Annotated in this window: 23 protein-coding genes and 1 riboswitch; of the genes, 21 read left to right on the top strand and 2 right to left on the bottom strand. The window is 57.6% G+C overall.

All coding sequences use genetic code 11. The annotated features are described in order from the left end of the window. The first annotated feature begins 72 nt into the window (after window positions 1-72). The 19 genes from ACE419_RS00435 to ACE419_RS00345 all read left to right on the top strand — a co-directional run bounded on the left by ACE419_RS00435 (window position 73) and on the right by ACE419_RS00345 (window position 15,909). Window positions 73-549, top strand: coding sequence for a competence type IV pilus major pilin ComGC (locus tag ACE419_RS00435; RefSeq protein WP_435720651.1), 477 nt, complete (start codon window positions 73-75; stop codon window positions 547-549). Further along, window positions 546-1,067, top strand: a complete 522-nt coding sequence (locus ACE419_RS00430) for a prepilin peptidase (protein ID WP_435720650.1) — start codon at window positions 546-548, stop codon at window positions 1,065-1,067. Before ACE419_RS00435 ends, ACE419_RS00430 begins: the two co-directional genes overlap by 4 nt. Window positions 1,068-1,159: 92 nt before the next feature. Continuing rightward, window positions 1,160-1,696, top strand: coding sequence for a pilus assembly FimT family protein (locus ACE419_RS00425; RefSeq protein ID WP_435720649.1), 537 nt, complete (start codon window positions 1,160-1,162; stop codon window positions 1,694-1,696). Continuing rightward, window positions 1,690-2,181, top strand: a complete 492-nt coding sequence (locus ACE419_RS00420) for a hypothetical protein (RefSeq protein WP_435720648.1) — start codon at window positions 1,690-1,692, stop codon at window positions 2,179-2,181. Before ACE419_RS00425 ends, ACE419_RS00420 begins: the two co-directional genes overlap by 7 nt. Further along, the gene (locus ACE419_RS00415; RefSeq protein ID WP_435720647.1) at window positions 2,178-2,735 is read left to right on the top strand and encodes a hypothetical protein; all 558 of its coding nucleotides are present in this window, start codon (window positions 2,178-2,180) and stop codon (window positions 2,733-2,735) included. Before ACE419_RS00420 ends, ACE419_RS00415 begins: the two co-directional genes overlap by 4 nt. Before the next feature lie 46 nt (window positions 2,736-2,781). After that, the gene (locus tag ACE419_RS00410; RefSeq protein ID WP_435720646.1) at window positions 2,782-3,210 is read left to right on the top strand and encodes a TadE/TadG family type IV pilus assembly protein; all 429 of its coding nucleotides are present in this window, start codon (window positions 2,782-2,784) and stop codon (window positions 3,208-3,210) included. Then, window positions 3,185-4,546, top strand: a complete 1,362-nt coding sequence (locus ACE419_RS00405; RefSeq protein ID WP_435720645.1) for a PilN domain-containing protein — start codon at window positions 3,185-3,187, stop codon at window positions 4,544-4,546. The genes ACE419_RS00410 and ACE419_RS00405 overlap by 26 nt, the downstream gene beginning before the upstream one ends. Window positions 4,547-4,602: 56 nt before the next feature. After that, window positions 4,603-5,421, top strand: a complete 819-nt coding sequence (locus ACE419_RS00400; RefSeq protein WP_435720644.1) for a hypothetical protein — start codon at window positions 4,603-4,605, stop codon at window positions 5,419-5,421. 140 nt (window positions 5,422-5,561) lie between these two features. Continuing rightward, entirely contained in the window at window positions 5,562-6,731 is a 1,170-nt protein-coding gene (gene aroC / locus ACE419_RS00395; protein ID WP_435720643.1) for a chorismate synthase, read from the top strand. Between the two features lie 4 nt (window positions 6,732-6,735). Then, window positions 6,736-7,266, top strand: a complete 531-nt coding sequence (locus ACE419_RS00390) for a shikimate kinase (protein WP_432646573.1) — start codon at window positions 6,736-6,738, stop codon at window positions 7,264-7,266. Further along, window positions 7,259-8,347 (top strand): 3-dehydroquinate synthase, encoded by a 1,089-nt coding sequence (gene aroB, locus ACE419_RS00385; protein WP_432646574.1) that lies wholly within the window; start codon window positions 7,259-7,261, stop codon window positions 8,345-8,347. Before ACE419_RS00390 ends, aroB begins: the two co-directional genes overlap by 8 nt. A 148-nt stretch (window positions 8,348-8,495) precedes the next feature. Beyond that, window positions 8,496-8,837, top strand: coding sequence for a 50S ribosomal protein L19 (gene rplS / locus ACE419_RS00380; protein WP_295712137.1), 342 nt, complete (start codon window positions 8,496-8,498; stop codon window positions 8,835-8,837). Window positions 8,838-8,922: 85 nt separating this feature from the next. Further along, a complete protein-coding gene (gene lepB, locus ACE419_RS00375; RefSeq protein ID WP_432646575.1) occupies window positions 8,923-9,444 on the top strand; it encodes a signal peptidase I in 522 nt (173 codons plus the stop codon). 15 nt (window positions 9,445-9,459) lie between these two features. Beyond that, a complete protein-coding gene (locus ACE419_RS00370; protein WP_435720642.1) occupies window positions 9,460-10,215 on the top strand; it encodes an exodeoxyribonuclease III in 756 nt (251 codons plus the stop codon). Further along, window positions 10,212-10,715 carry an NUDIX hydrolase gene (locus ACE419_RS00365; protein WP_435720641.1) on the top strand — a complete coding sequence of 168 codons (504 nt, stop codon included), beginning with the start codon at window positions 10,212-10,214 and terminating at the stop codon, window positions 10,713-10,715. Before ACE419_RS00370 ends, ACE419_RS00365 begins: the two co-directional genes overlap by 4 nt. A 7-nt stretch (window positions 10,716-10,722) precedes the next feature. Continuing rightward, window positions 10,723-10,796, top strand: a riboswitch (Fluoride riboswitch). A 73-nt stretch (window positions 10,797-10,869) separates the two neighbouring features. Next, a complete protein-coding gene (gene crcB / locus ACE419_RS00360; RefSeq protein WP_432646578.1) occupies window positions 10,870-11,268 on the top strand; it encodes a fluoride efflux transporter CrcB in 399 nt (132 codons plus the stop codon). Window positions 11,269-11,392: 124 nt separating this feature from the next. Continuing rightward, window positions 11,393-13,018 carry a peptide chain release factor 3 gene (locus ACE419_RS00355; protein WP_435720640.1) on the top strand — a complete coding sequence of 542 codons (1,626 nt, stop codon included), beginning with the start codon at window positions 11,393-11,395 and terminating at the stop codon, window positions 13,016-13,018. Window positions 13,019-13,368: 350 nt separating this feature from the next. Continuing rightward, complete coding sequence (locus ACE419_RS00350; protein ID WP_435720962.1) at window positions 13,369-14,964, top strand: putative polysaccharide biosynthesis protein; 1,596 nt, start codon at window positions 13,369-13,371, stop codon at window positions 14,962-14,964. 66 nt (window positions 14,965-15,030) lie between these two features. After that, window positions 15,031-15,909 carry a diacylglycerol/lipid kinase family protein gene (locus tag ACE419_RS00345; protein WP_432646580.1) on the top strand — a complete coding sequence of 293 codons (879 nt, stop codon included), beginning with the start codon at window positions 15,031-15,033 and terminating at the stop codon, window positions 15,907-15,909. Between the two features lie 444 nt (window positions 15,910-16,353). Here ACE419_RS00345 and ACE419_RS00340 read toward each other — a convergent pair whose 3' ends face one another. Continuing rightward, window positions 16,354-17,601, bottom strand: a complete 1,248-nt coding sequence (locus tag ACE419_RS00340; protein WP_435720639.1) for an ATP-binding protein — start codon at window positions 17,599-17,601, stop codon at window positions 16,354-16,356. Between the two features lie 71 nt (window positions 17,602-17,672). Beyond that, on the bottom strand, window positions 17,673-18,950 hold the full coding sequence (locus ACE419_RS00335; RefSeq protein ID WP_432646582.1) for a tRNA(Met) cytidine acetate ligase: 1,278 nt from the start codon (window positions 18,948-18,950) through the stop codon (window positions 17,673-17,675). Window positions 18,951-19,703: 753 nt separating this feature from the next. Between ACE419_RS00335 and mnmA the strand changes: the two genes are divergently transcribed. Continuing rightward, a complete protein-coding gene (gene mnmA / locus ACE419_RS00330) occupies window positions 19,704-20,819 on the top strand; it encodes a tRNA 2-thiouridine(34) synthase MnmA (protein ID WP_432646583.1) in 1,116 nt (371 codons plus the stop codon). Next, entirely contained in the window at window positions 20,816-21,829 is a 1,014-nt protein-coding gene (locus ACE419_RS00325; RefSeq protein ID WP_432646584.1) for an NYN domain-containing protein, read from the top strand. The genes mnmA and ACE419_RS00325 overlap by 4 nt, the downstream gene beginning before the upstream one ends. Window positions 21,830-21,843 lie beyond the last annotated feature (14 nt).

Below are 21,843 nucleotides of genomic sequence, written 5' to 3'. Positions count from 1 at the left end.
TGTACTTTTGTAGTGAAAGATATTCAAATTAGTGCAGCGAAATTTAGTATTGGTAAGAAAGGAGTCGTTTTCATGAAGACAAAAATGACAAGCAGAATGCGAAACAACAGGCAGAGCAAAGAAGCTGGTTTCACCCTGATTGGCATGCTGATTGCCGTGGGCATCGTGGCCATCCTCGCGATGATTGCGGTACCAAAATTCACTTCGGCCATTGCTTCGGCGAATACGGCCAAAATCCAGTCGGACCTTTCTACGCTTGATACGGCCATTGCGGTTTACACGATTGAGAACGGGGAAACGCCAAAGCAAATCGCGGAGCTTGAAGAGTATCTGCAGGACAAGAATGTCAAACCGCCGACGGGTGACTGCTATTTGCAGGGCGAAAAGAAAACCGTTCCGGATAAGGAATACAAAATAGAGCAGGGCAGAGCCGTCTGCGGTACAGGAAATACGACGGCGGCATTCTTCAAAAAAGCAAAAACTGCAGGTGCGGATGATTCAAAGAAGGATGACGCTGGCGGTGGCTCCAACACAGAGGGGCAGAAATGATGATGGGGCTGTACAGCCGGGGGCTGCTGGTCCTGGTCTTCTCGGTCATGCTGGCCGGCCTTGTCTTTGCTGAGCTGGAAAGCCCCGCCATCCTCTCGGGCAGTGTGTTCTGCCTGCTTTTGGTGACGATGGCGGCCATCGACTGCTGTACGGGCCTGCTGCCGGACCGCGGAAATCTTTTTTTGGCAGGGTTCGGGCTCCTGTTTGTGCTGACGGGAACGACTTGCAGCCTGCCTGAGGCCCTTTTTGGCGCCGCGGTCGGGGCCGGTGTGCTGCTTTTGCTGCGCCGGCTCTCGCATGGCGGGCTCGGGCTCGGCGATGTTAAGTACGCCGCGGCGTTTGGCATCTGGCTCGGCGGGCAGGGGACACTGCTTGCGCTGCTGCTGTCTTTTGCCATTGGCGCGGTGCTGGCCCTTCTGCTGCTGGCCTGCGGGCGGCTGCAGAGAGACAGCGAGCTGGCCTTCGGGCCGTTTCTGTCGGCAGGGGCCTACCTCAGTTATCTCGGCTTGCTCTGGTAGGTTTGCTGTTTACTATTTAGTCTACTATTTAATAGGAGAAACTGTGTGGCGGAGCAGAGGGCGGTGCGGCGGGACTTAGGAGGCGGCAATATGTGTTGATAGGGAAAAAGAGACGATTGACGGCAGGGAGGTCTTCGGAGCGGGGCTTTCTGCTCGTTGAAGCGGTCTTGGCCTGTTTCGTGGTCATGATCCTCGCGTCTGTGGCCGTGCCGCGCGGCATGGCGCTTTACCGCGAGGCCGTGCTCGAATACGAGACGCAGTGCCTTTTGAGCGATATCCGCTATATGCGCGAGCTTTCGCGCAGCACGGAACCGCGGCCAAAGGCTCTGGAATGGGACTACGACGGACGGCCGGAAATTCGTGCCGGGATGTATCTTCATCGCAATGGCTATGTGATCATGACCGGCGGTCACAGGTTTCGCGAGCATCGATATGCTGAGGGCATCCAGATGAGCGGGCCTCTTTTGAGCGATGTCGGGACGAAAAGGCCGCTGGTGTTCGGTGACAATGGCGTGTTGGTGAATCCCTGCACGATGTATCTCTTTTTTGCAGGGCAGCAGAGCAATGGCAGGCGCTTTATCCTGAGCGCGGGCGGCCGCTGCCGCGTGGAAAGGGGGTCCCCATGGTAAAACAGAAGCAGCAAAAATGGAAAAAACGAGGGGAGCGTGGCTTTTTCCTGCTCGAAACCATCGTGCTGGCTGCCATGCTCGCCGTGATGACGGGCGGACTGCTGCTTTACCGTCAGGGCCTGCATCTGAATGAACAGACCCGTTTTGAAGCGGCGGCCGTGAGCCTTGCCGAATCGGAGCTTGCGTATCTGGAATATGATGCCAGGGAAAAGCCGGAGACTTTTGCGGCTGGTTCGTCGGAGCAGCCTATGTATGTGCCGTTTTCGACACGTCCCAGTGAGGGTGGCGCGGATTTCCGCGTGCAGCGGGAAATCGGGCGGCTTAAGGAATCCGATGTGCCGCGGCAGTCCGGCAATCTTGAGAGGGGAACGGACGCTGCCGGCAGCGGGGCACAGGCTGTGTATCTTGCCAAAGTGCGCGTCAGCTGGCAGGACCGGCGCGAAAGGGAGCAGAGTGTGACCTTGCAGAGGGTGATTTGTCCATGATATCTATGATTTATTTAAATCTCATGAAGCGCGGGAAGTGTGCCACTGGTACCCGCAGCCGAGAACGCGGCGCGCTGCTCCTCGATATGATGGTCTCTTTGCCCATGCTCGTCCTGCTGCTGGCCGGCGCAGCTGCCGTGGCCGCACTGGCCTTTCGCTCCGCTTTTTTCCTCATGGCGGACAGCGAGCTCGAGCAGGAAATCCAGATGGCCGTGCGTCAGGTCGCGGACGAGGCGCGCTCTTCTTATGAGGTGCGGTGGCGCGGAGAGGGCTGCGTGTTCAGGCAGTACCGCGGCGTCGATGACAAGGGGCAGAGCACGTATCAGGTCTCGTACTGGGTCAATGTGACGCAGGACAAAATCCATAAGCTCGTCTGGAAGGATGCGAGCCGGCCTCTGACGGGCAATCACGCGCTGGCGGGCGTCGACATCACGGAATTTTCGTGCCGGAAGCTCGCGCCGCGCCTCGTGGAAATCCGCCTGACAGGTCGGAGCCTCGTGACAAAGCACCGCTATACGCTGAAGACCGTGGTCTATGGCCCCGATATGCCGTAGATAGGCAGATAGACAGATAGGCAGATAGTAGATAGAGGAGAAAAATATGAAGAATGAACGCGGCTCCGCGGTCATCTGGACGGCGCTGCTGACAGTTTTTGTCCTGCTGCTCGGCTCGGCCGTCTGCTATACCTCATGGAACACAAAGCGCATGGCCGTGTCGTACGGGCGCGAGGCCGCGCTGCGCCTTGCAGCTGAAGGCGCCCTTGAGCAGGCTGCGCGGCAGGTGGAGCAGCAGCCGCCGGCGGCAAAGCTCGCCAAAGACATTATGCCGAAGCGGGAAATCAAGGGCGGGTACGGAATCATCACCGTGCGGGTCGTTGCCGTGGAACAGGAGCAGCAGGCGTGGCTGATTGCAGCAGCCGAGGAAAAGGACGGAGATATCTGGCAGCGCCATAAGCTCGTGCGGGGCTGCCTTGAGAAGAGAGAAAAGGAAGGTGGCTTTGTCTATGTCTGGAAAGGAAGGAGCCGGTAAATTCAAAGAAGCAGTGGCCTGTCTGCGGCAGAAGGCGGCGGGGCTGTCTTGGGGAAGGTCAGCGAAGCCAAGTCTCGGCCGATGGGACGATTTTTTCTGGGAATCCGCGCAGTCTGTCGTCGGCCTGGCCGTGCGCGCCGATACGGTCCTTTATCTGCGGCTGCAGGCCGAAAAGAAGGAACAGGGCGGGAGCTGGGACGTTCTGCGCATGGTGTCCGAACCGCGCGAGGCGGAACTGAGCCTTGGCGAGCAGGTGCGCATGCGCGCCGTGCGCGAGGGCTGGCAGGAGCTGCCGTTTGCCCTGTGCCTGACCGGCGAAGAACTCCTTCTCTATAAGACGGAGCTGCCGCCGAATCTGACTTCACGCGAGGAGCGGGAAGCGGCCCATTGGGAACTCGACGCGCGGCTGACGGAAGCCGGGCTTGACGCCGATGCCTACGCCATGGCCGTTAGGCGCGCCGCAGAAAATCCAAATTCAAATCCAAATCCGGCAGCGGCAGGGAGCGGGTCCGCTGGGACTGGTCCTTATGATGAGACGGTCGGGCACAGTTACTGGCTCGCAGCGGCCCCCAGTGCTAAGCTCAAGGCCATGCAGGAGGATTTTGCTGAGCAGGAGCTTTCGCTGCGCGGTTTTGCCGTGCTGGCTCCGCTGGGACCAGCCGTGCAAAACGGGCAGGGCGGCTGGGCCGCACAGTCTGGACTGACTGGGCAGCTTCAGATGTCAGGGCATGCAGGTCAGCACGAGTCCGTGCCGGCTCTTTATCTGCCGGCCCTCTGTGCAGCGCTGTCCCTTATTCATGGCGAAGACGCACTCGGTTTTCTGCTGGCCGGCAGGCAGCTCTCGGTGCGCCGCTGCCGCTATAAACGCCTCGCCGTGCTGACTTTGCTCGTCACGCTGACCGCGCTTTCGGTCTGGAGCTTTTTCGATGCGCGGGCTTATTTTCAGGCGCGGGCGGATTTCCGTCAGCAGAAGCAGGAGACGGCCCTGCTGCACCATGACCAGAAGGTCATGCAGATGACGAAAGCCCTGCAGGCCAAGGTCAGTCAGCGCGACCGGCGCATTGCGATGCTGATGGAAAAATCCCTGCCGTGGTACAGCGTCATGGTGCACCTCGGCCGGCCGGAGCTGCAGACGGACGGGGTCTGGCTGCAGGATATTTTGCTGCGGCGCGATAAGAAAATCGAGATCAGCGGCCTTGCCATGAGCTATGCGGCCCTGTCGGTTTTCCTGCAGTCCTTCGAGCAGGACCGTGATTTTTTCACGCAGGGGCCCGTGCTCGAAGAATCCTCGGCCGAGGGCAAAGACATCCGTTTCCGCATGAGCGTTTCTCTATAATTAGGATAGAAAAATAATAGGATAGAAAAAGGCGGGCGAGGGAGGCGAAACGAAAAATGTTTGGTATTCGCAAAGGAAGAAAGGGCAGTGACGGCGATGGCCTGCAGGGTTTGAGCGATTCGGCGGGCTTAGAACGTTTAGAAGGACTGGCAGGTACAAAGAAAAGCAAAGGTGCCGGAGCAATAGGGCGTAGGTTCAGGGATATAGCGGAGACGCGCGACGGCCGCTTTTTCCTGCTGTCGTTTTTTGTCTGCCTCGCGCTCGTGCCCATTTATTTTTTCGCGCTGCACCTGCCGCTGCAGCGGGCCGCGCAGGCGTATGCGGCCAGGGCGGAGCAGGCGCGCGGCGACACGGCGGCGGTCATGAATTTCAAGAATGTGCACCGCGATATGGAGGCCTATGAAAAAGAACTCGCGGAGCACGATGCGCGCAGCGGAAAGGCCCTGCCGGAAAAACTCGTGCAGGGGGAATTCCTGCACGAACTTCAGCAGAAGGCCTTGAAAAGTCAGGTGCAGCTGCATAAAGTCGTGCCGTCTGAGCTGCAGCCCATGCAGGGGCAGGAGAAAACAGCTGCGAAGGTTTCGCCTGAACAGAATTTGCGGGGCGCAGATGCCAATCATGACGCAGATGCAGCTGGTCTGCAGGAAATGGCCGTGATTGTCGAATGCGAGGGCTCGTATTTTGCGCTGCTCGATTTTCTGCGCAGGCTGCAGCAGTCGGAGCGCGTGCTCTGTCTCGAGGAAAGCCGAATCGGGCCGCCCGCTGCGGACAAAGGGACGGGCGGAGAATCTCTGCAGTGCCATCTGCGCCTTACGGCGTACGCCTGGCCGGCCCAAGAAGCAAAAGAAGTCAAAGAAGCAAAAGAAGCAGAATAGCCTTACGCAGGCATTACTTACTGTTTGGAAGGCTCGTCTTTCAGATAAGGATATTTGCTGTTTAGAAAGAGACTTGATTTATACTCGCGTATATCTTAAACTATAAGCAATATGATTTTTGAATACGCGAGGTGTAAGATATGAGTGAATTACGTTTTATGACGGCCGGCGAATCGCACGGCCCGTGCCTGACTGCCATCCTTGAGGGTCTGCCGGCAGGTCTGGTGCTCCATGAAGAGGCGCTCAACAAGGAACTGGCGCGCCGCCAGCAGGGCTACGGCCGCGGCGGACGCATGAAGATTGAGAAGGACCACGTCGACGTGCTGTCGGGCGTGCGCTTCCATGAGACTTTGGGCGGCCCGATTACGCTGCGGGTCGTCAACCGCGACTTCCAGAACTGGGGCGGCCGCATGGCTGCTTTTGGCGAGCCTGAGGGCGAGAAAGTCACGGCCGCGCGTCCGGGTCATGCCGATTTTACGGGCATCCGCAAGTACAACCGCAAGGATGTGCGCGATATCCTCGAGCGCTCGAGTGCGCGCGAGACGACGATGCGCGTGGCCGTCGGCGCCGTCTGCAAGGAATTTTTAAGGGCCCTTGGCATTACGGTCGTCTCACAGGTCGTCTGCCTCGGCGGTGTGAAAGTCGACCCCGCGAAGGTCGACCGCACGAAGCTCGGCACAGAAGAAGGACTTGGCGATTCACAGCTCAACTGCTACGACAAAGAGGCCGAAGAGCAGATGATTGCCAAAATCAAGCAGGCCAGAAAAGACGGCGACACGCTCGGCGGCATTTTTGAAATCACCGTGCGCGGCCTGCCCGCGGGCCTCGGCAGCCACATCCAGTGGGACCGCCGCCTCGACGGCAAACTCGCAGGCGCTCTTATGTCCATTCAGGCTATCAAGGGCGTCGAAATCGGCGCGGGCTTTGACTGCGCGATTCTGCCGGGCAGCCAGATTCACGATGAAATGTTCCTCGATGAAAACGGCCACGTCTACCGCAAGACGAACCGCGCCGGCGGTCTCGAGGGCGGCATGACGAACGGCGAAGAGCTCATCGTCAAGGCCGTGATGAAGCCGATTCCGACGCTCATGACGCCGCTGCATTCCGTCGACATCGAGAGCCACGAAGAAGTGCTCGCCTGCAAGGAGCGCAGCGACACCTGTGCCGTGCCGGCTGCTTCGGTCGTCGGCGAGGCCATGACGGCCTTCGTCATCGCACAGGCCATCTGCGACAAATTCGGAGCCGATGCCATGGTCGACCTCAAGGCCGCCATCGAGGCGTACAAAGAGCGCATCGGGAAGGAATGGTGAGCCGATGAAGAATGTTGTACTCATAGGCTTCATGGGCACGGGCAAGACGAGCACGGGACGCGTGCTTGCGCAGAAGCTCGGCATATCGTTTCTCGACCTCGACCAGGAAATCGAGAAGGAATACGGCATGGCCATCCCTGATATGTTTGCAAAAAAGGGCGAGGCGTACTTCCGCAGCTGCGAGCACGCGATGGTCGAGAAGGCCGCAAAGCGCCAAAACACCGTGATTTCGACGGGCGGCGGCACGGTCAAGGACCCGAAGAATATGGAAGCCCTGCGCAGAAGCGGTGTCGTCGTCTGCCTGCAGGCCGATGTTGATACGATTCTCGCGCGCACGGCGAGCAAGGGCGAGCGTCCGGTGCTCGACAAGGAGGACCGGGGCGACCGCCGCCGTGCCATCGAGAAGCTCATCGCAGAGCGCCGTGCGCTCTACAAGCAGGCGGATTTCTCGGTTGACACGAGCAGACTCTCGCCGCTGCAGGTCGTCGACGAGATCCTTCATTATCTGAAATTACGAGGTGTGTTGCATGCGTGAGGTACACGTTGCTCTCGGCAAAGAGAGCTATGATATCAGGATTGGTTATGATTTGAGCAGTGAGCTCATCGCCTTTGTGCGGCAGGCCGGCTTTTCGAAACAGGCCATGCTCGTGACGGACAGCAATGTCGGCCCGCTCTACGGCGAAAAGATCCGCCGCCTGCTCGAAGAGGGGGGCCTGAAGGCCACGCTCGTGACCATACCGGCCGGCGAGAGCTCGAAGAGCCTGAAGGTCGCAGAATCCCTCTACACGAAGGCCATCGAGCTTGGCCTCGACCGCAAGTCCCCGATTTTTGCCTTGGGCGGCGGCGTGGTCGGCGACCTCGCGGGCTTCATCGCGGCGACGTACATGCGCGGCGTGCCTTTCGTGCAGCTGCCGACGAGCCTGCTCGCTCAGGTCGATTCGAGCGTCGGCGGCAAGGTCGCCGTCAACCACGCGCTCGGCAAGAACCTCATCGGCGCGTTCTATCAGCCGAAGGGCGTCTTCATGGACCTCAATCTCATGAAATCCCTGCCGAAGCGCGAGATTTACACGGGCCTTGGCGAAATCATCAAGTACGGCATCATTTACGATGCGGACTTCTTCGCGTTTCTCGAAAGCCATGTCGATGACGTGCTGAAGCTCGAGCGCGAGGCCACAGTCCACATGATCGCGCGTTCATGCGAAATCAAGGCCGCCGTCGTCAGCCAGGACGAGAAGGAAGCGGGACTTCGCCGTATCCTGAATTTCGGCCACACGATGGCCCATGCCATCGAGAAGGAGACGGGCTACATCCGCTACAATCACGGCGAGGCCGTCGCCATCGGCATGGTCGGTGCGGCTGACATCAGCGCGCGCCTCGGCATGATTCCGGAAGCGGATGTTGCGCGCGTCACGAAGCTCATCGAGGCGCTGCACCTGCCGATTTACGCCGAGGGCTGCACGGTCGACGCGATGTACCGCGACATCTTCCACGACAAGAAGACCATCAACGGCAAGGTCAACTGGGTGCTCATGGAGGGCATCGGCAAAGTGACCTGCCGCAACGATGTGCCGGAAGACATCGTGCGCGCTGCCATGGCCGCACGCATCGGCAAATAAGCGCAGCAGGAATTTCTGTAGGCCAAAAGAAAATTTTTAAAGGACGGTTGAAACCGTCCTTTTTTTATGGTAGACTAATTAAGTATATGGGCGGTCCTCTGAGTGAGCATAAGGCTTGCCATGAACGTCTGACATAAGGAGGAAAAAAATGAATATCATCGAAACGTTAGAAAAAGAACAGCTCCGTTCGGATATCCCGGAGTTCGCACCTGGTGACACGGTCCGCGTTCACGCTAAGATCGTCGAGGGTTCCCGCGAGCGTATCCAGATGTTCGAGGGTGTCGTCATCGCCCGTCAGGGTTCCGGTGTCCGCGAGACGTTCACGGTTCGCCGCATCTCCTATGGTATCGGCGTTGAGCGTACGTTCCCGGTACATTCCCCGCGCATTGAGAAGATCGACGTTCTCCGCAAGGGTATCGTTCGTCGTGCAAAACTCTATTATCTGCGTAACCTTACGGGTAAAGCTGCTCGTATCAAAGAAAAACGCTAATCTGCGTACGGTAGGGACTGCTTTGGCAGTCCCTATTTGTTTATGCAGTTTTTTAGGCAAGTGAAGTAAGACAGGAGGAACTTCCATGAGTTCATTAGGAGAAGAGGCAAAAGACTGGGTCATATCCATTATCATCGCGATTGCCCTGGCCTTTGTCATCCGTCAGTTTGTCGTCGAGCTCTACATCGTCGACGGTCCGTCCATGCGTCCGACGCTGCAGTCGCAGGAACGCCTGGTCGTCAATAAGTTCATCTACGACTTCCGCGCGCCGCAGAAGGGCGAGGTCCTCGTCTTCCAGTATCCGCGCGATCCGAGCCGCGATTTCATCAAGCGCGTCATCGCGACGCCGGGCGACACGATCGAGATCAAGGGCGGCAATGTCTACGTCAACGACCAGCTTTTGAAGGAAGACTACATCCTCGAGAAGACGCGCAGCGAATACCCGAAGGCCACGGTCCCGGAAGGCACGGTCTTCGTCATGGGCGATAACCGCAACAATTCGGAGGACAGCCGCTTCGCCGATGTCGGCTTCGTGCCGTACAAGCTCATCAAGGGCAAGGCCGTCCTCGTCTTCTGGCCGCTCAGCGCGTTTAAGACGCTGCCTTAATGGGAGGGAATCAGCATGAAATGCATTTCCTGGAACGTCAACGGCCTCAGGGCCTGCCTCAAAAAGGGCTTTATGGAATCCTTCTGCAAGCTCGATGCCGATGTCTTTGCGCTGCAGGAGACGAAGATGCAGCCAGAGCAGGCCATCCTCGACCTGCCGGGCTATAAGCAGTACTGGAACAGCGCGGAGAAAAAAGGCTATTCGGGCACGGCGGTCTTTTCGCGCCTTGAGCCTCTGCAGGTGACATACGGCCTCGGCATCGAGGAACACGACCACGAGGGCCGCGTCATTACGCTTGAATTTCCAGACTGCTATTTTGTGACGGTCTATACGCCAAACTCCAAGCGCGGCCTTGAACGCCTTGCTTACCGCATGGAGTGGGAGGACGCGTTCCGCGCGTACCTTCAGGGCCTTGACGCGAAAAAGCCCGTCATCGTCTGCGGCGACCTCAATGTCGCGCACGAGGAAATCGACCTGAAGAACCCAAAGACGAATCATCATAACGCGGGCTTCACGGATGAGGAACGCGGCAAGTTCACGGAGCTTCTTGACGCGGGCTTTATCGATACGTTCCGCACGCTGTATCCGGAACGCACGGGCATCTACACGTGGTGGTCGTATCTGCGCAAGGCGCGCGACACGAACGCGGGCTGGCGCATCGACTACTTCGTCACGTCAAAGCGCCTGCAGGACAAGATTGCCGATGCGACGATTCACAACGAGATTTTCGGCAGCGACCACTGCCCGGTCGGATTGGAGCTGAACTTATGACGGCTGCTGCGAAGGGCCATAAAAAGACAAATCTCACGACGCTCTGCTATATTGAGCAGGATAATGCGTACCTCATGATGCACCGCGTTAAAAAGGAACACGACATCAACCACGACAAATGGGTTGGCGTCGGCGGCCACTTCGAGCCCGACGAGACGCCCGAAGAATGCCTGCTGCGCGAAGTCAAAGAGGAGACGGGCCTGGTGCTCGACGATTTCCGCCTGCGCGGCATCATCACGTTTATGTCGGACAAATGGCAGACGGAGTATATGTTCCTTTATACAGCGGACAAATTCCACGGCACATTCGTCGGCCGCGACGGCTGCCGCGAGGGCACGTTCGAGTGGGTGCCGAAAAAAGCGGTCTATGACCTGCCGATTTGGGAAGGCGACAAGATTTTCTTTCATTTAATGGAAGAACGTGAGCGTGTCTTTTCACTCAAACTGCGCTACATCGACGATGAGCTCGTCGAGAAAGTCCTTGACGGCAGGCCGCTTTAAAAACGTGGATAAAAAAGGGAATGAGGTTCTCCCGTGGCCTTGGGCCAAAACTGCTTTACAGCTGATGACTTCTGTGCTCTTGTGCAGGTCATCGGCTTTTTTGCTGTCAGGGACGTTATTTTGTTATTTATTAGGAAAGAAAGGAAGGGTATATATGGCAGAAAATCTTGGTCTTGTTTTTGTGGGCGGCGGTCTCGGGGCCGTCTGCCGCTATCTCGTGACGACGCACGTCGGCGCGCGCTTTGGCACATTTTTTCCGTGGGGCACGCTCGTCGTGAATACCGTTGGTTCGTTTCTCATGGGGCTTATCATGGGCCTGCTGCTGCTGCTCGTCGAACGCATGGGCAGCGGCATTTCGGAGTACGCAAGGCTTCTCCTGACGGTCGGCTTCCTCGGCGGCCTCACGACGTTTTCGTCCTTCAGCATGGAGACGCTGACGCTGCTGCGCGGCGGCAGTTATTTCTACGCGGCCTGCAACATCGGCAGCAATATCGTGCTCGGACTTTTGGCCGCTTTTCTCGGCTTCGTGCTCGCCGCGCGCCTGAGTGCCTGATTTTCAGGCGTTTTTGCGCCGGCGGGATTGCAGAAAGCGCGGCCGCTATGATAAAATGAAAAGCAGTGTAACTTGACAATTGCCATTCATATAAATTGGAAGTAATTTGGGAGGAAGAAACATTTTGTCAGCTTTAAGCGAAGAACTCGATAAAGAAATCAAGAAGCGCCGTACGTTTGCGATCATCTCGCACCCGGATGCCGGTAAGACGACGCTGACGGAGAAGCTGCTGCTCTACGGCGGTGCCATCCATCTCGCCGGCTCCATCAAGTCGCGCAAAACACAGCGCCACGCTGTGTCCGACTGGATGGAAATCGAGAAACAGCGCGGTATCTCGGTCACGTCGTCCGTGCTGCAGTTTGACTATGCGGGCTGCCGCATCAACATCCTCGATACGCCGGGCCATCAGGACTTCTCGGAAGATACGTACCGCACGCTCATGGCCGTCGACAGCGCCGTCATGGTCATCGACGTTGCGAAGGGCGTCGAGGCCCAGACGAAAAAGCTCTTCAAGGTCTGCAAGCAGCGCGGCATTCCTATTTTCACGTTCATCAACAAACTCGACCATTACGGCAAGCTGCCAATCGATATCATGGACGAAATCGAGAACGTGCTCGGCATCCGCTCGTATCCGATGAACTGGCCAATCGGTCAGGACGGCCAGTACATGGGCGTGTACGACCGCCGCAACAAGAAGGTCCTGCTCTTTGCCGCCGATACGACGCACGGTCAGCAGGCGCGCATCGCCGATGTCTACGAGCCGGATGACCCTGAAGTCATCGAGCGCGTCGGCGAGGACACGTGGCAGGCACTGAAGGATGATATCGAGCTTCTTGACGAGGCAGGCGAGGAATTCGATATGGACAAGGTCAACGCCGGCGAGCTCACGCCGATGTTCTTCGGCTCGGCCATGACGAACTTCGGCGTGCAGGATTTCCTCGAGGGCTATATCCGCATGGCGCCGACGCCGCAGCCGCGCATGTCGAGCGATGGCCTCATTGCGCCGGACGACGAGAAATTCTCGGGCTTTGTCTTCAAGATTCAGGCCAACATGAACCCCGCGCACCGCGACCGCCTCGCGTTCATCCGCATCTGCTCGGGCAAATTCGAGCGCAATATGAGCGTCTGGCATGAGCGTTCGGGCAAGATGATCAAGCTCGCGCAGCCGCAGCAGTTCCTCGCGCAGGACCGCCAGATCATCGATACGGCTTATCCGGGCGATATCGTCGGCCTGTTTGACCCGGGCATTTTCGGCATCGGCGACACAATCTGCGACGAGAGCCACAAGTTCAAATACGCCGACTTCCCGGTCTTCCCGCCCGAGAAATTCGCACGCGTGCAGGCCAAGGACACGATGAAGCGCAAGCAGTTCGTCAAGGGCATCGAGCAGCTCACGCAGGAAGGCGCGATTCAGCTCTTCCAGCAGGCCGGTGCGGGCATGGAATCGTACATCGTCGGCACGGTCGGCACCCTGCAGTTCGAGGTGCTCGAGTACCGTTTGAAGAACGAGTACAATGTCGACATCGAGATGAATATGCAGCCGTACGAAGTCGCGCGCTGGCTTGCGTATAAAGACGGACGCGAGGTCACGCCGGCATCGCTGAAGGGCGCGGACCGCGGCATGTTCGTCTACGACCGCAAGGGCAATCCGGTGCTGCTCGTCAGCAACGAATGGGCGCTGGGCTGGATCATGGACAACAATCCGGACCTCATTCTCAACCATGTGCCGTTTGACCGCAAAGAGGCATAATAGAAGTATAATAGAAGCATTGATGCAAAAAGAGGCTTTGCCGAGGGGCAAGTCTCTTTTTTTCTATAAGAAGTACTGGAATGATTCGCCCAATGATGATATAATCACAATGTTGAGTACCATTTTATAGGTGGTAGTCTGTCTTTTGAAGAAGAGAATGAGGCGGGGAGACCTGCTTTTATTTTTTCACTTTGGCATATCCATGCACGTAGGCGGTGTTTTCAATTAATAAGCAAGGTATAGAGGAAAAAGTAGAGACGGCAGTGCAGGCGGAGTCCGCGCCGCAGGGCGGACAGCCGGAAAATGGCGGCAATGACAAAGAGAAGAAGTCGAGCAAGGGTGAGTCGTTCCTGAAGGGCACGTTCATCCTGACGATTGCCGGCTTTGTCGTCAAGGTCATCGGCTCTTTGAACTGGATTTTTGTCTCGCGTATCTTAGGCGGTGAAGGTATCGGTCTTTACCAGATGGCCTTTCCGATTTACTTCTTTGCGATGACGGTTTCGCAGGCCGGCGTGCCGGTCGCGATTTCCATCATCACGGCGGAGCGCGTGGCCCTGAAGGATATCTTCGGCGCGAAGCGCGTGTTCAAGATTGCCATGCGGCTCATGTTCGTCACGGGCCTGTTTTTCTCCATATTGACGTATTTCGCGGCCGACTGGCTCATTGAGTGGCATTTCATCCGCGACCCGCGCGCGTACCTCTCGATGGTCGTGCTTGCGCCGACGGTCTTTTTCGTCACGTTCCTCGCGGCTTCGCGCGGCTACCTGCAGGGCTGGCAGCGCATGACGCCGACGGCCGTGTCGCAGATTGTCGAGCAGATTTTCCGCGTCATCACGATGATTCTGCTCGCGTATCTCTTCCTGCCCTGGGGACTTGAGTACGCATCGGCCGGTGCCTCGCTCGGTGCTCTTGTCGGCGCCGTGATGGGCCTCATTGTGCTCGTTTACTATCATTGGAAGCTCGACCGCGATATCGAGCGCGACTATGGGCATGATATTAAGCCCTTGCCGGGGACGGAACACGAGCCGGTCAGCAAGATCATCCGCCGCATTTTCATGCTCTCGCTGCCGGTCTCGGCTGCGAGCATTATGCTGCCGGTCGTCTCGAACCTCGACCTCATGATCGTGCCGCAGCGCCTCGAAGTCGCGGGCTACAGCGTCAACGAAGCGACGGAGCTCTTCGGGTACCTCACAGGCATGGCCGTGCCTCTTGTCAATCTCTCGTGCATCATCACGGCCTCGATGGCCATGAGCATCGTGCCGGCCATTTCGGAAGCGAGGGCCCTGCGCGACATGAAGCGCGTCTACAGTCAGACGGCAGCTTCCGTGCGCATCTCGAACTTCGTCTGCTTCCCGGCCTTTGTCATCGTCTTCGTGCTTGCTACGCCGATTTCGACCCTCATTTACAACGCCCCGGGCGCCGGTCCGGCCGTCATGATTTCGTCGTTCAGCATCGTGCTCTTAGGCCTGCATCAGGTCTCGACGGGCATCCTGCAGGGCCTCGGCCATCCGAACATCCCGATGGTCAACATGATCCTTGCGGCTGCGGCCAAAGTCATCCTGAACTGGGAACTCACAGCCCTGCCCTGGCTCGGCATCATGGGTGCCGCATGGGCAACGGCCGCCGACATGGGCGTCGCGGCCATCATCAACCTCATTTTCATTTACAAATTCATCGGCTACCGCATGGAAATCCCGCAGCTCTTAAAGACGCTATTCGCGGCTGCCGTCATGGCCGTGGCCGTCTACTTCTTCTATGACTGGACGATGGCCTGGTGGCACCTCGGCGTCATCTCGACGTTCGGCGCCGTCTTCTTCGGCTGCTTCGTCTACATCGCTGTCATGCTGCTCATCGGCGGCCTGCTCGAGGAAGACCTCGTCCGCATCCCGATGATTGGCCGCATCGGCATCCGCATCCTGCGCCGCATCGGCGTGTTCAAGGACTAAAGGTCGGTTCGTGGTTTGAGAAATTTTGTGCTATTTTGTGCTATTTTGTGCTAGGGGGAAAGCATCTTGAAAAAACTCGTGCTCTTCTATAATCCGGTCTCGGGGCATGCTGCGTTTAAAAACAAGCTCGACTGGGTAGTGGAAGCCTTTCAGCGCCGCGGCATCTGCGTTGTCTTCTACCGCACGCGCAAAGAGGGCAATGAAGCCTTCATCCCGTTTGTGCAGGAAATCGCGCCTGACGGCCTGCTCGTAGCGGGCGGCGACGGCACCGTGCACGAAATCGTCAACCTCATGATGAAAGGAAAATTAGACCTGCCGCTCGGCATCATCGGCAGCGGCACCTCCAACGACTTTGCCACCTACCTCGGCGTCAACGAAAACCTCGAAGAATACCTCGACATCATCGCCAGCGGCCGCAGCCGCCGCGTCGACCTTGGCCTCGTAGGCAGCACCTACTTCATCAACGTTGCCAGCGGTGGCATGATGGCCTGCATCGCCCACGAAGTCGACGCCCGCTTCAAAAACGCCCTCGGCAAAATGGCCTATTATCTAAAAGGCATCGGCGAACTCCCAAAATTCCGCTACTTCCCGCTCAAAATCGAAGCCGATGGCAAAACCTATGACGTCGAAACCTTCCTCTTCGTCGTCATCAACAGCCCCGTCGTCGGCAGCATGAAAAACGTCGCCACCGGCGTCGAAGTCGACGACGGCAAACTCGACCTCCTGACCATCGGCCGCACGAGCCTGCCCAAACTCATGAGCATCTCCCGCGACCTCGTCAGCGGCAAAACCGTCTCCGGGCGCGAAGGCGTCCTGCACATTCAGGCCAGCCACTTCCGCATCGAAAGCGGCATCCCCGTCGAAAGCGACATCGACGGCGAATGCGGCCCAATGCTCCCGCTGGAAATCGACACCATCCCCAAAGCCGTAGCCATCTACTGCTAATTTCATATGACTGAACAAAAAAGAGAGGCCCGCAGGACCTCTCTTTTAAACTGCAAATAAAGAAGAAATATCGGTAACGGCAATGCCTGCAAAGCAGGCGAGCCCCTTTCTGAACTAAGAAGCAAAACGTAACTGGGGCGGAGGGAACTATTTCGCCTGTAAGCTCCATCTTGTCAATATCGATGTAACACAACCGCAGCTAGGACCGGGGAAACTATTTCGCCTGCAAGCAGGCCGCGACTGCCCACAGGGCTGGGCCCCGAGTATACTCAGCCAAGTCCTGCGATGTAGGAACGCCGCGGCAGGCGGCGAACAGGCTAAAACGAAGAAATCTGGCATGGGGCCCATTTAGCGGCAAGCCGAAGCCGAAATAGTTTCCCCGGTCCCCGCCGAGACGCAGCCGAAGCCGAAATAGTTCCCTCCGCCCACGCCACGATGTTAATTTTATTCTGCTCCGTTGTCAATCTGCCCCAAATAATGCGCCACAAACTGCTGTGCCGTCCTGCCGCTGCGCCCGCTGTGCGTGAGCTCCCAACGTACGCCCGCAATCCGCAGCTCTTCCGGCGTGAGCTTGACCCCCGCCTTCCGCAGCATATGGTCGATAATTGCCAAATATTCTTTCTGGTCCGGTGCATAATACTGGATGATGAGCCCGAAGCGGTCCGACAGCGAAATCGTCTCATTGACGCTGTCATCGCGATATACCTCATCCTTGCCCGAGTCGCGGTCGCGCCAGCTCTCGCGGATCAGATGACGGCGGTTCGACGTCGCGTAAATCAGCACATTTTCCGGCCGCGACTCTACGCCGCCCTCGATAGCCGACTTTAGATACTTGTACTCCGCATCCGACTCCTCAAACGAAAGGTCGTCGAGGAAAATAATGAAACGCTTGCTTGCAAAATAGCGCAGCGCGTCCATAATATCCGGCAGGTGCGAAAGCTGCGGCTTTGTCAGCTGCAAGAGGCGCAGTCCGCGGCTGTAGTAGAGATTCGCGAGTGCCTTGACGCCCGACGACTTGCCCGTGCCGCGCGCGCCGACGAGCAGCGCATTGTTGGCCGGCTTCCGCTGCACAAAAGCCTCCGTGTTGTCGATGAGCTGCTCCTTCTGATGCGCGTAGCCGATGATATCGTCCATCTGCATTGCCTCGAAATGGCGGATGCCGATCAGGCGCTGCTGCTTCGTATCCCAGCGGAACGCCTTGAAAGACGCGATATCGCCGTAGCCAAAGCCTCCATAATAAGAGAGCAGGGCCCCCGCGTAATCTTCGGCCGTCTTCGCATCCTTCAAAAGCGCTTCAAGCGCCGCCGAAGCCTCATCGCTCTGGCGGACCGTCGGCTCATAGTCATCGAGCAGCGGCAGGTCGAGGTAAAGGCTTGCAGGATTCGTCAAAAACGGCAGCAGCAGCGTCAAATCGTGCGTGAATGCCTTTTTGAGGCTCGCGCCGACCGGCCCGTTGCTGACCTCAATTGTCTGCGCCGCGAGATTCGCGTCGTGCACGAGCAGGTAAATGATGTAGCTGCGCAGGAGATTGCCGTGCAGCCCGACGTCTTCGGCGGTCTCGATGAGCTTCGCGGCGCAGATGCCCGTCTGGCTCTTGTCGCCGTCAAGCACCTCGCCGAGGGCGACAATTGCGGGATCCTGCAGCAGACTGCGGCAGATCAGGAGTTTATGGCAATTTGGATAATCGGACATGGTTCATCCTTCTTTCTTTTCATATTCCTATCATTATAATGGAAAACAAAAGAGATGTAAACTTGTAACTTTTAGTGCTCCGCGGGCAGCGGCCGGCGGCAAAAGAGCGGCGAAGCAATAAAATCATTGGGCTGCTGCTGAAGTGGGAAAGGTTCAGGCAAAGAGAGCAAGCGCAGCTCCGTGGCCCTCGTGTCAAAGGCCAGCATCTTTTGCAGGGGACTGAGTCCTTTGTCCTGCAGACGCTGCTTGGAATCAAGGAACTGACTGACCTTGGTGATAAGAGGAACGGCAGATGTTTTTTTGACCGCGTGCAGCAGTCTGCGCCCCGTCTCGTCAAAGGCGAGCACGCGCGCGTAAAGGGGCCCCGTCTCGTCTGCGCGTTTTACATCTTCGATGCGGCTCCCGAGCAGCAGATGCGGGAAAATCCTCGCGATGCGGCTCGCGGGATAGCGGCTCGTGACCATTGCCTGGGTGAGCCCCTCAAGGGACGCACTTTCGCAGGCCTTGGCGAGCAGGCGGTTCTCAAGACCTTCCTGCAGCCCAAAAATCTGCCGGAGATTTTCAGAATCCATCGTTAAAATCTTCGTGAGCAGGGGGCGGAAAAGATGCTCCGCATTGGCAAGGTCAGCGGGAAAAGCGCGCTGCAGCAGGGCAAAAGACGTTTCGGGCAGCGAAGAACGCAGGGCCGGCCAGTCGGGCTCGTCTTTTTTGAGCTCCTGCCGGACGGCTGAGGCCGAAGCCAGAGGGCCGAGGGCTGTTTCATGGTAGCCGGCACCGCGCCGTGCAATCAGAAGAGGCGTGATGTCTGGAGCATAGGCCCCGAGAGCGCGCAGATACTCGATGGCAAGGATGTTGTTGGGCTGCCGCAGTACATTTTCATCAAGACCATTCTGCTGCAAAATGGCCGTCAGGGCCTTCGCATACGACTCGCCCTGCTGCAGTCGCTCGTGAAGCTCCGCCTGCGTTGCTTCCGCATCGATGGTTCTGGCAGCCGCGGCAAGCGGCAGAAGTTCCGAAGATTCCGCGCCAAAGGCCAGCGTATCGACAATGCCGAGCAAGGACAAAAGGCGCACCCCGCCGCGCGCAAAATCCTGCGCACTGCGGCAGGCAAAGAGAAACGGGAGCTCCAGGACAAGGCTGCAGCCGCCCAAAACAGCCATCTGCGCGCGCTGCCACTTGTCAAGCACCGCCGCCCCGCCGCGCTGCGTAAAACTGCCGCTGATGACCGCGACGACGGCAGCATCTTTTTCACCATAGAGCTGCAGCATCTTTTCGCGCACAGCGCGGAGCTGATAGGCGTGGCCCTGATGAAACGGATTATATTCGGCAATGATGCCAACAACGCGCATGAGATACTCCTTTTATAATTACCGCGATGGATTCGTGCGGATGAGGTGATTTTTGCAAGGGGAGCGGGGAAATATTTTCGGCTTCGGCACGCCGCTAAATGGCTCCCAACGCAGAAAGATGCTTCGAGGGAAATTCGCCGCCTGCCGCGGCGTTCTCACATGGCAATCTTAGTCCAAATTTTCTTGGGAGCCAGCCCTGCGGGCAGTCGCTTTGCGCTCTGCAGGCGAAAATATTCCCCCGCTCCCAGTTACTGCGAGCATTGTCGTCTTCGCGCCCCGTTAGCTGCAGATTGCTGTGCAGGCAGAAACTCATCTTGATACTGCCAGAACCTCGCGTCATCAGGCTGAGGGCTGCAGCGCAGTCCTCAGCTTTAGAGGTATGGCAGGCAGTGACTAGCGGGGAGGGCATTATTCCGCGTGCAGGAACGAAGTGATTGCCCGCAGGGCTGGGCCATAAGGAAAGCCCGGCAAAGCACAGAATGTCAAAACGCCGCGGTCGGCGGCGAAACTCCTTAGCCTGCAAAAAAATCATATGGCCCATTTAACGGAGTGACGAACCCGAAATAATGCCCTCCCCGCCTTTTGCGATGTAAACAAAGATAAATGTAACTAAAACTCTGTACCTTTAGTCTAACAGACTCATCTTCCCGCGTCCAATGGATTTGGGCTTTTTGCACGGATATGGTATACTTAAAACGATAGGCAGTCCTTGGACTGTCTTTTTATGGAATAGAGAAAGGATTTTTTATTTATATGGAAAAGAAAAAAGTGGTCGTCGCGATGAGCGGCGGCGTGGACAGCTCCCTTACGGCGGCGTTGCTCGTGGAGCAGGGCTATGATGCCATCGGCGTGACAATGCGCCTTTCTGAGGAGAGCCGTGATTTTGATGAGAATGACCGCGGCTGCTGCAGTCTCAGCAGTGTCGACGATGCGCGTCGCGTGGCCGAGGTTGTCGGCATCCCGCATTACGTCATGAACTTCAAGGACATGTTTCAGAAAAAAGTCATCGACTATTTCCTCGCGGATTATGCGAAGGGCTGGACGCCGAATCCCTGCATTGCGTGCAACCGCTATGTGAAGTTTGAAGGCCTCTTGCAGAAAGCGCTCGAACTCGGCGCGGAATATGTGGCCACGGGCCATTATGCGCGCATCGGGCAGGATGAGACGGGCCGCTATGTCCTCAAAAAAGGCATCGACACGCACAAGGACCAGTCGTACGCGCTGTATCACCTCAATCAGCAGAGCCTTGCGCATTTTCTCATGCCTCTTGGCGAATACACGAAGGTCGAGACGCGCAAACTCGCGGAAAAGTACAATCTGCCGGTCGCGCACAAGCCCGACAGTCAGGAAATCTGCTTTGTGCCGCACGATGATTACAAGGCGTATCTGCGCGAAAAGAATCCTGCGTGCCTGCATCCCGGCGACATCGTCGATGTGCACGGCAAAGTGCTCGGCCATCATGAGGGCGTGCCCCTTTACACGATTGGTCAGAGAAAAGGCCTTGGCATCGCGTATCCGGAGCCTCTGTACGTCGTCGACCTCGACATGGCGCACAACCGCGTGATTGTCGGCGGGGCTAAGGACGTTTTCTCGGACGGCCTGATTGCCGGTGACCTCAACTGGATTGCCATTGACGAGCTTACGGAGCCCATGACGGTCTCGGCAAAAGTCCGCTACGGCCGCCGCGAGGGCGAGGCCCGCATTGAGCCGATGGAAAATGGCAAGGTCAAGGTGACGTTCGCGGAGCCGCAGCGCGCCGTGACGCCGGGGCAGTCGGTCGTCTTTTACGATGGGGATACCGTCGTCGGCGGCGGCATCATCGAGAAAGCCTTCAAGCATCTCGGAAATGAGGAGGGGATGGCGAAGTGACACTTGAATCCAGCAACACGACGGTCGGCATCCTCTACGATATCGAGAACGCGCCGTTTGAGATGCTCAACTACACGCTCGGCAAGGCACGCCGCTTTCAGCCGTGCCGCACGATCGTGATTTCGGACTGGGATGAGCGCCCCGAGCAGAAGCGCTGGGATAAGCTCATGCGGCGCCCCGGGTTTACGTTCCGCCAGATCAGCCGCACCTTCCTCGGCAAGAATTCGCTCGACTCGGCCCTTTACGATTCGGCGAAGCTCTTGTATCAGGAGGGCGTGCGCCGCTTTTTCATCATCACGACGGATTCGGACTTTGTGCGCATCGCCCAGATGCTCAATTCGAAGGAAAAATCTTATATCATTGGTGTGGGCACGAAGCAGGCCAGCGAAACGCTGCGCAACGCTTACGACGAATTCATCGTCTACCCGCCGGAGGAAAGAGAAAACGTGAGAAAGAAACATACAAGCAAGCAGGAGAAGCAGGTCGAAAAAGCCGAGAAAGCCGAAAAGGCCGAGGCGAAAAAACAGGCCAAGCAGCTGAAGCAGGCCAAGCAGGAAAAAGAGCATAAAGAGCGCAAAGAAGCAAAAGAAATGGTGAAAGCTGCGAAAGAGCTGAAAGAGGCGAAGGAGCCGAAAGAAGTCAAGGCGGTCAAGAACAAAAAGGGCAAGAACGAAAAGGCCAAGACGGCGAAAAACGCGAAGCCCGAAAAAGCCGTGCAGGCGGAACCAGAGCAGCCGGTCAAAGCCGAAAAGCCGGCAAAACGAGCTGCCAAGGCTGCTCCTAAGCAGGGAAAGGCCGAAAAGGCGAATAAACCGCAGATGGAACAGGCAAAAGCGGCCGAGCAGCCGGCCGCGGCTGTCAAGGTGCCGGAAAGCGCTCTGCCGGAGGGCACTCTGGCCGTGCGCCTGCCCAAGACGCTGCGCCGTCAGCTTGAGGAGCGCATGCGTGAGGAAGAAGTCACGATGGACGAGCTGGTCACGTACCTTTTGATGCGTGGCCTTTCACGATGATTTTAAATGAGGGA

The sequence above is a fragment of the Mitsuokella apri genome, from assembly GCF_047974105.1.
Classification (GTDB): Bacteria; Bacillota; Negativicutes; order Selenomonadales; family Selenomonadaceae; genus Mitsuokella.
Note: the sequence above shows the minus strand (reverse complement) of the source record. Positions and strands in the feature narration are given on the sequence as shown.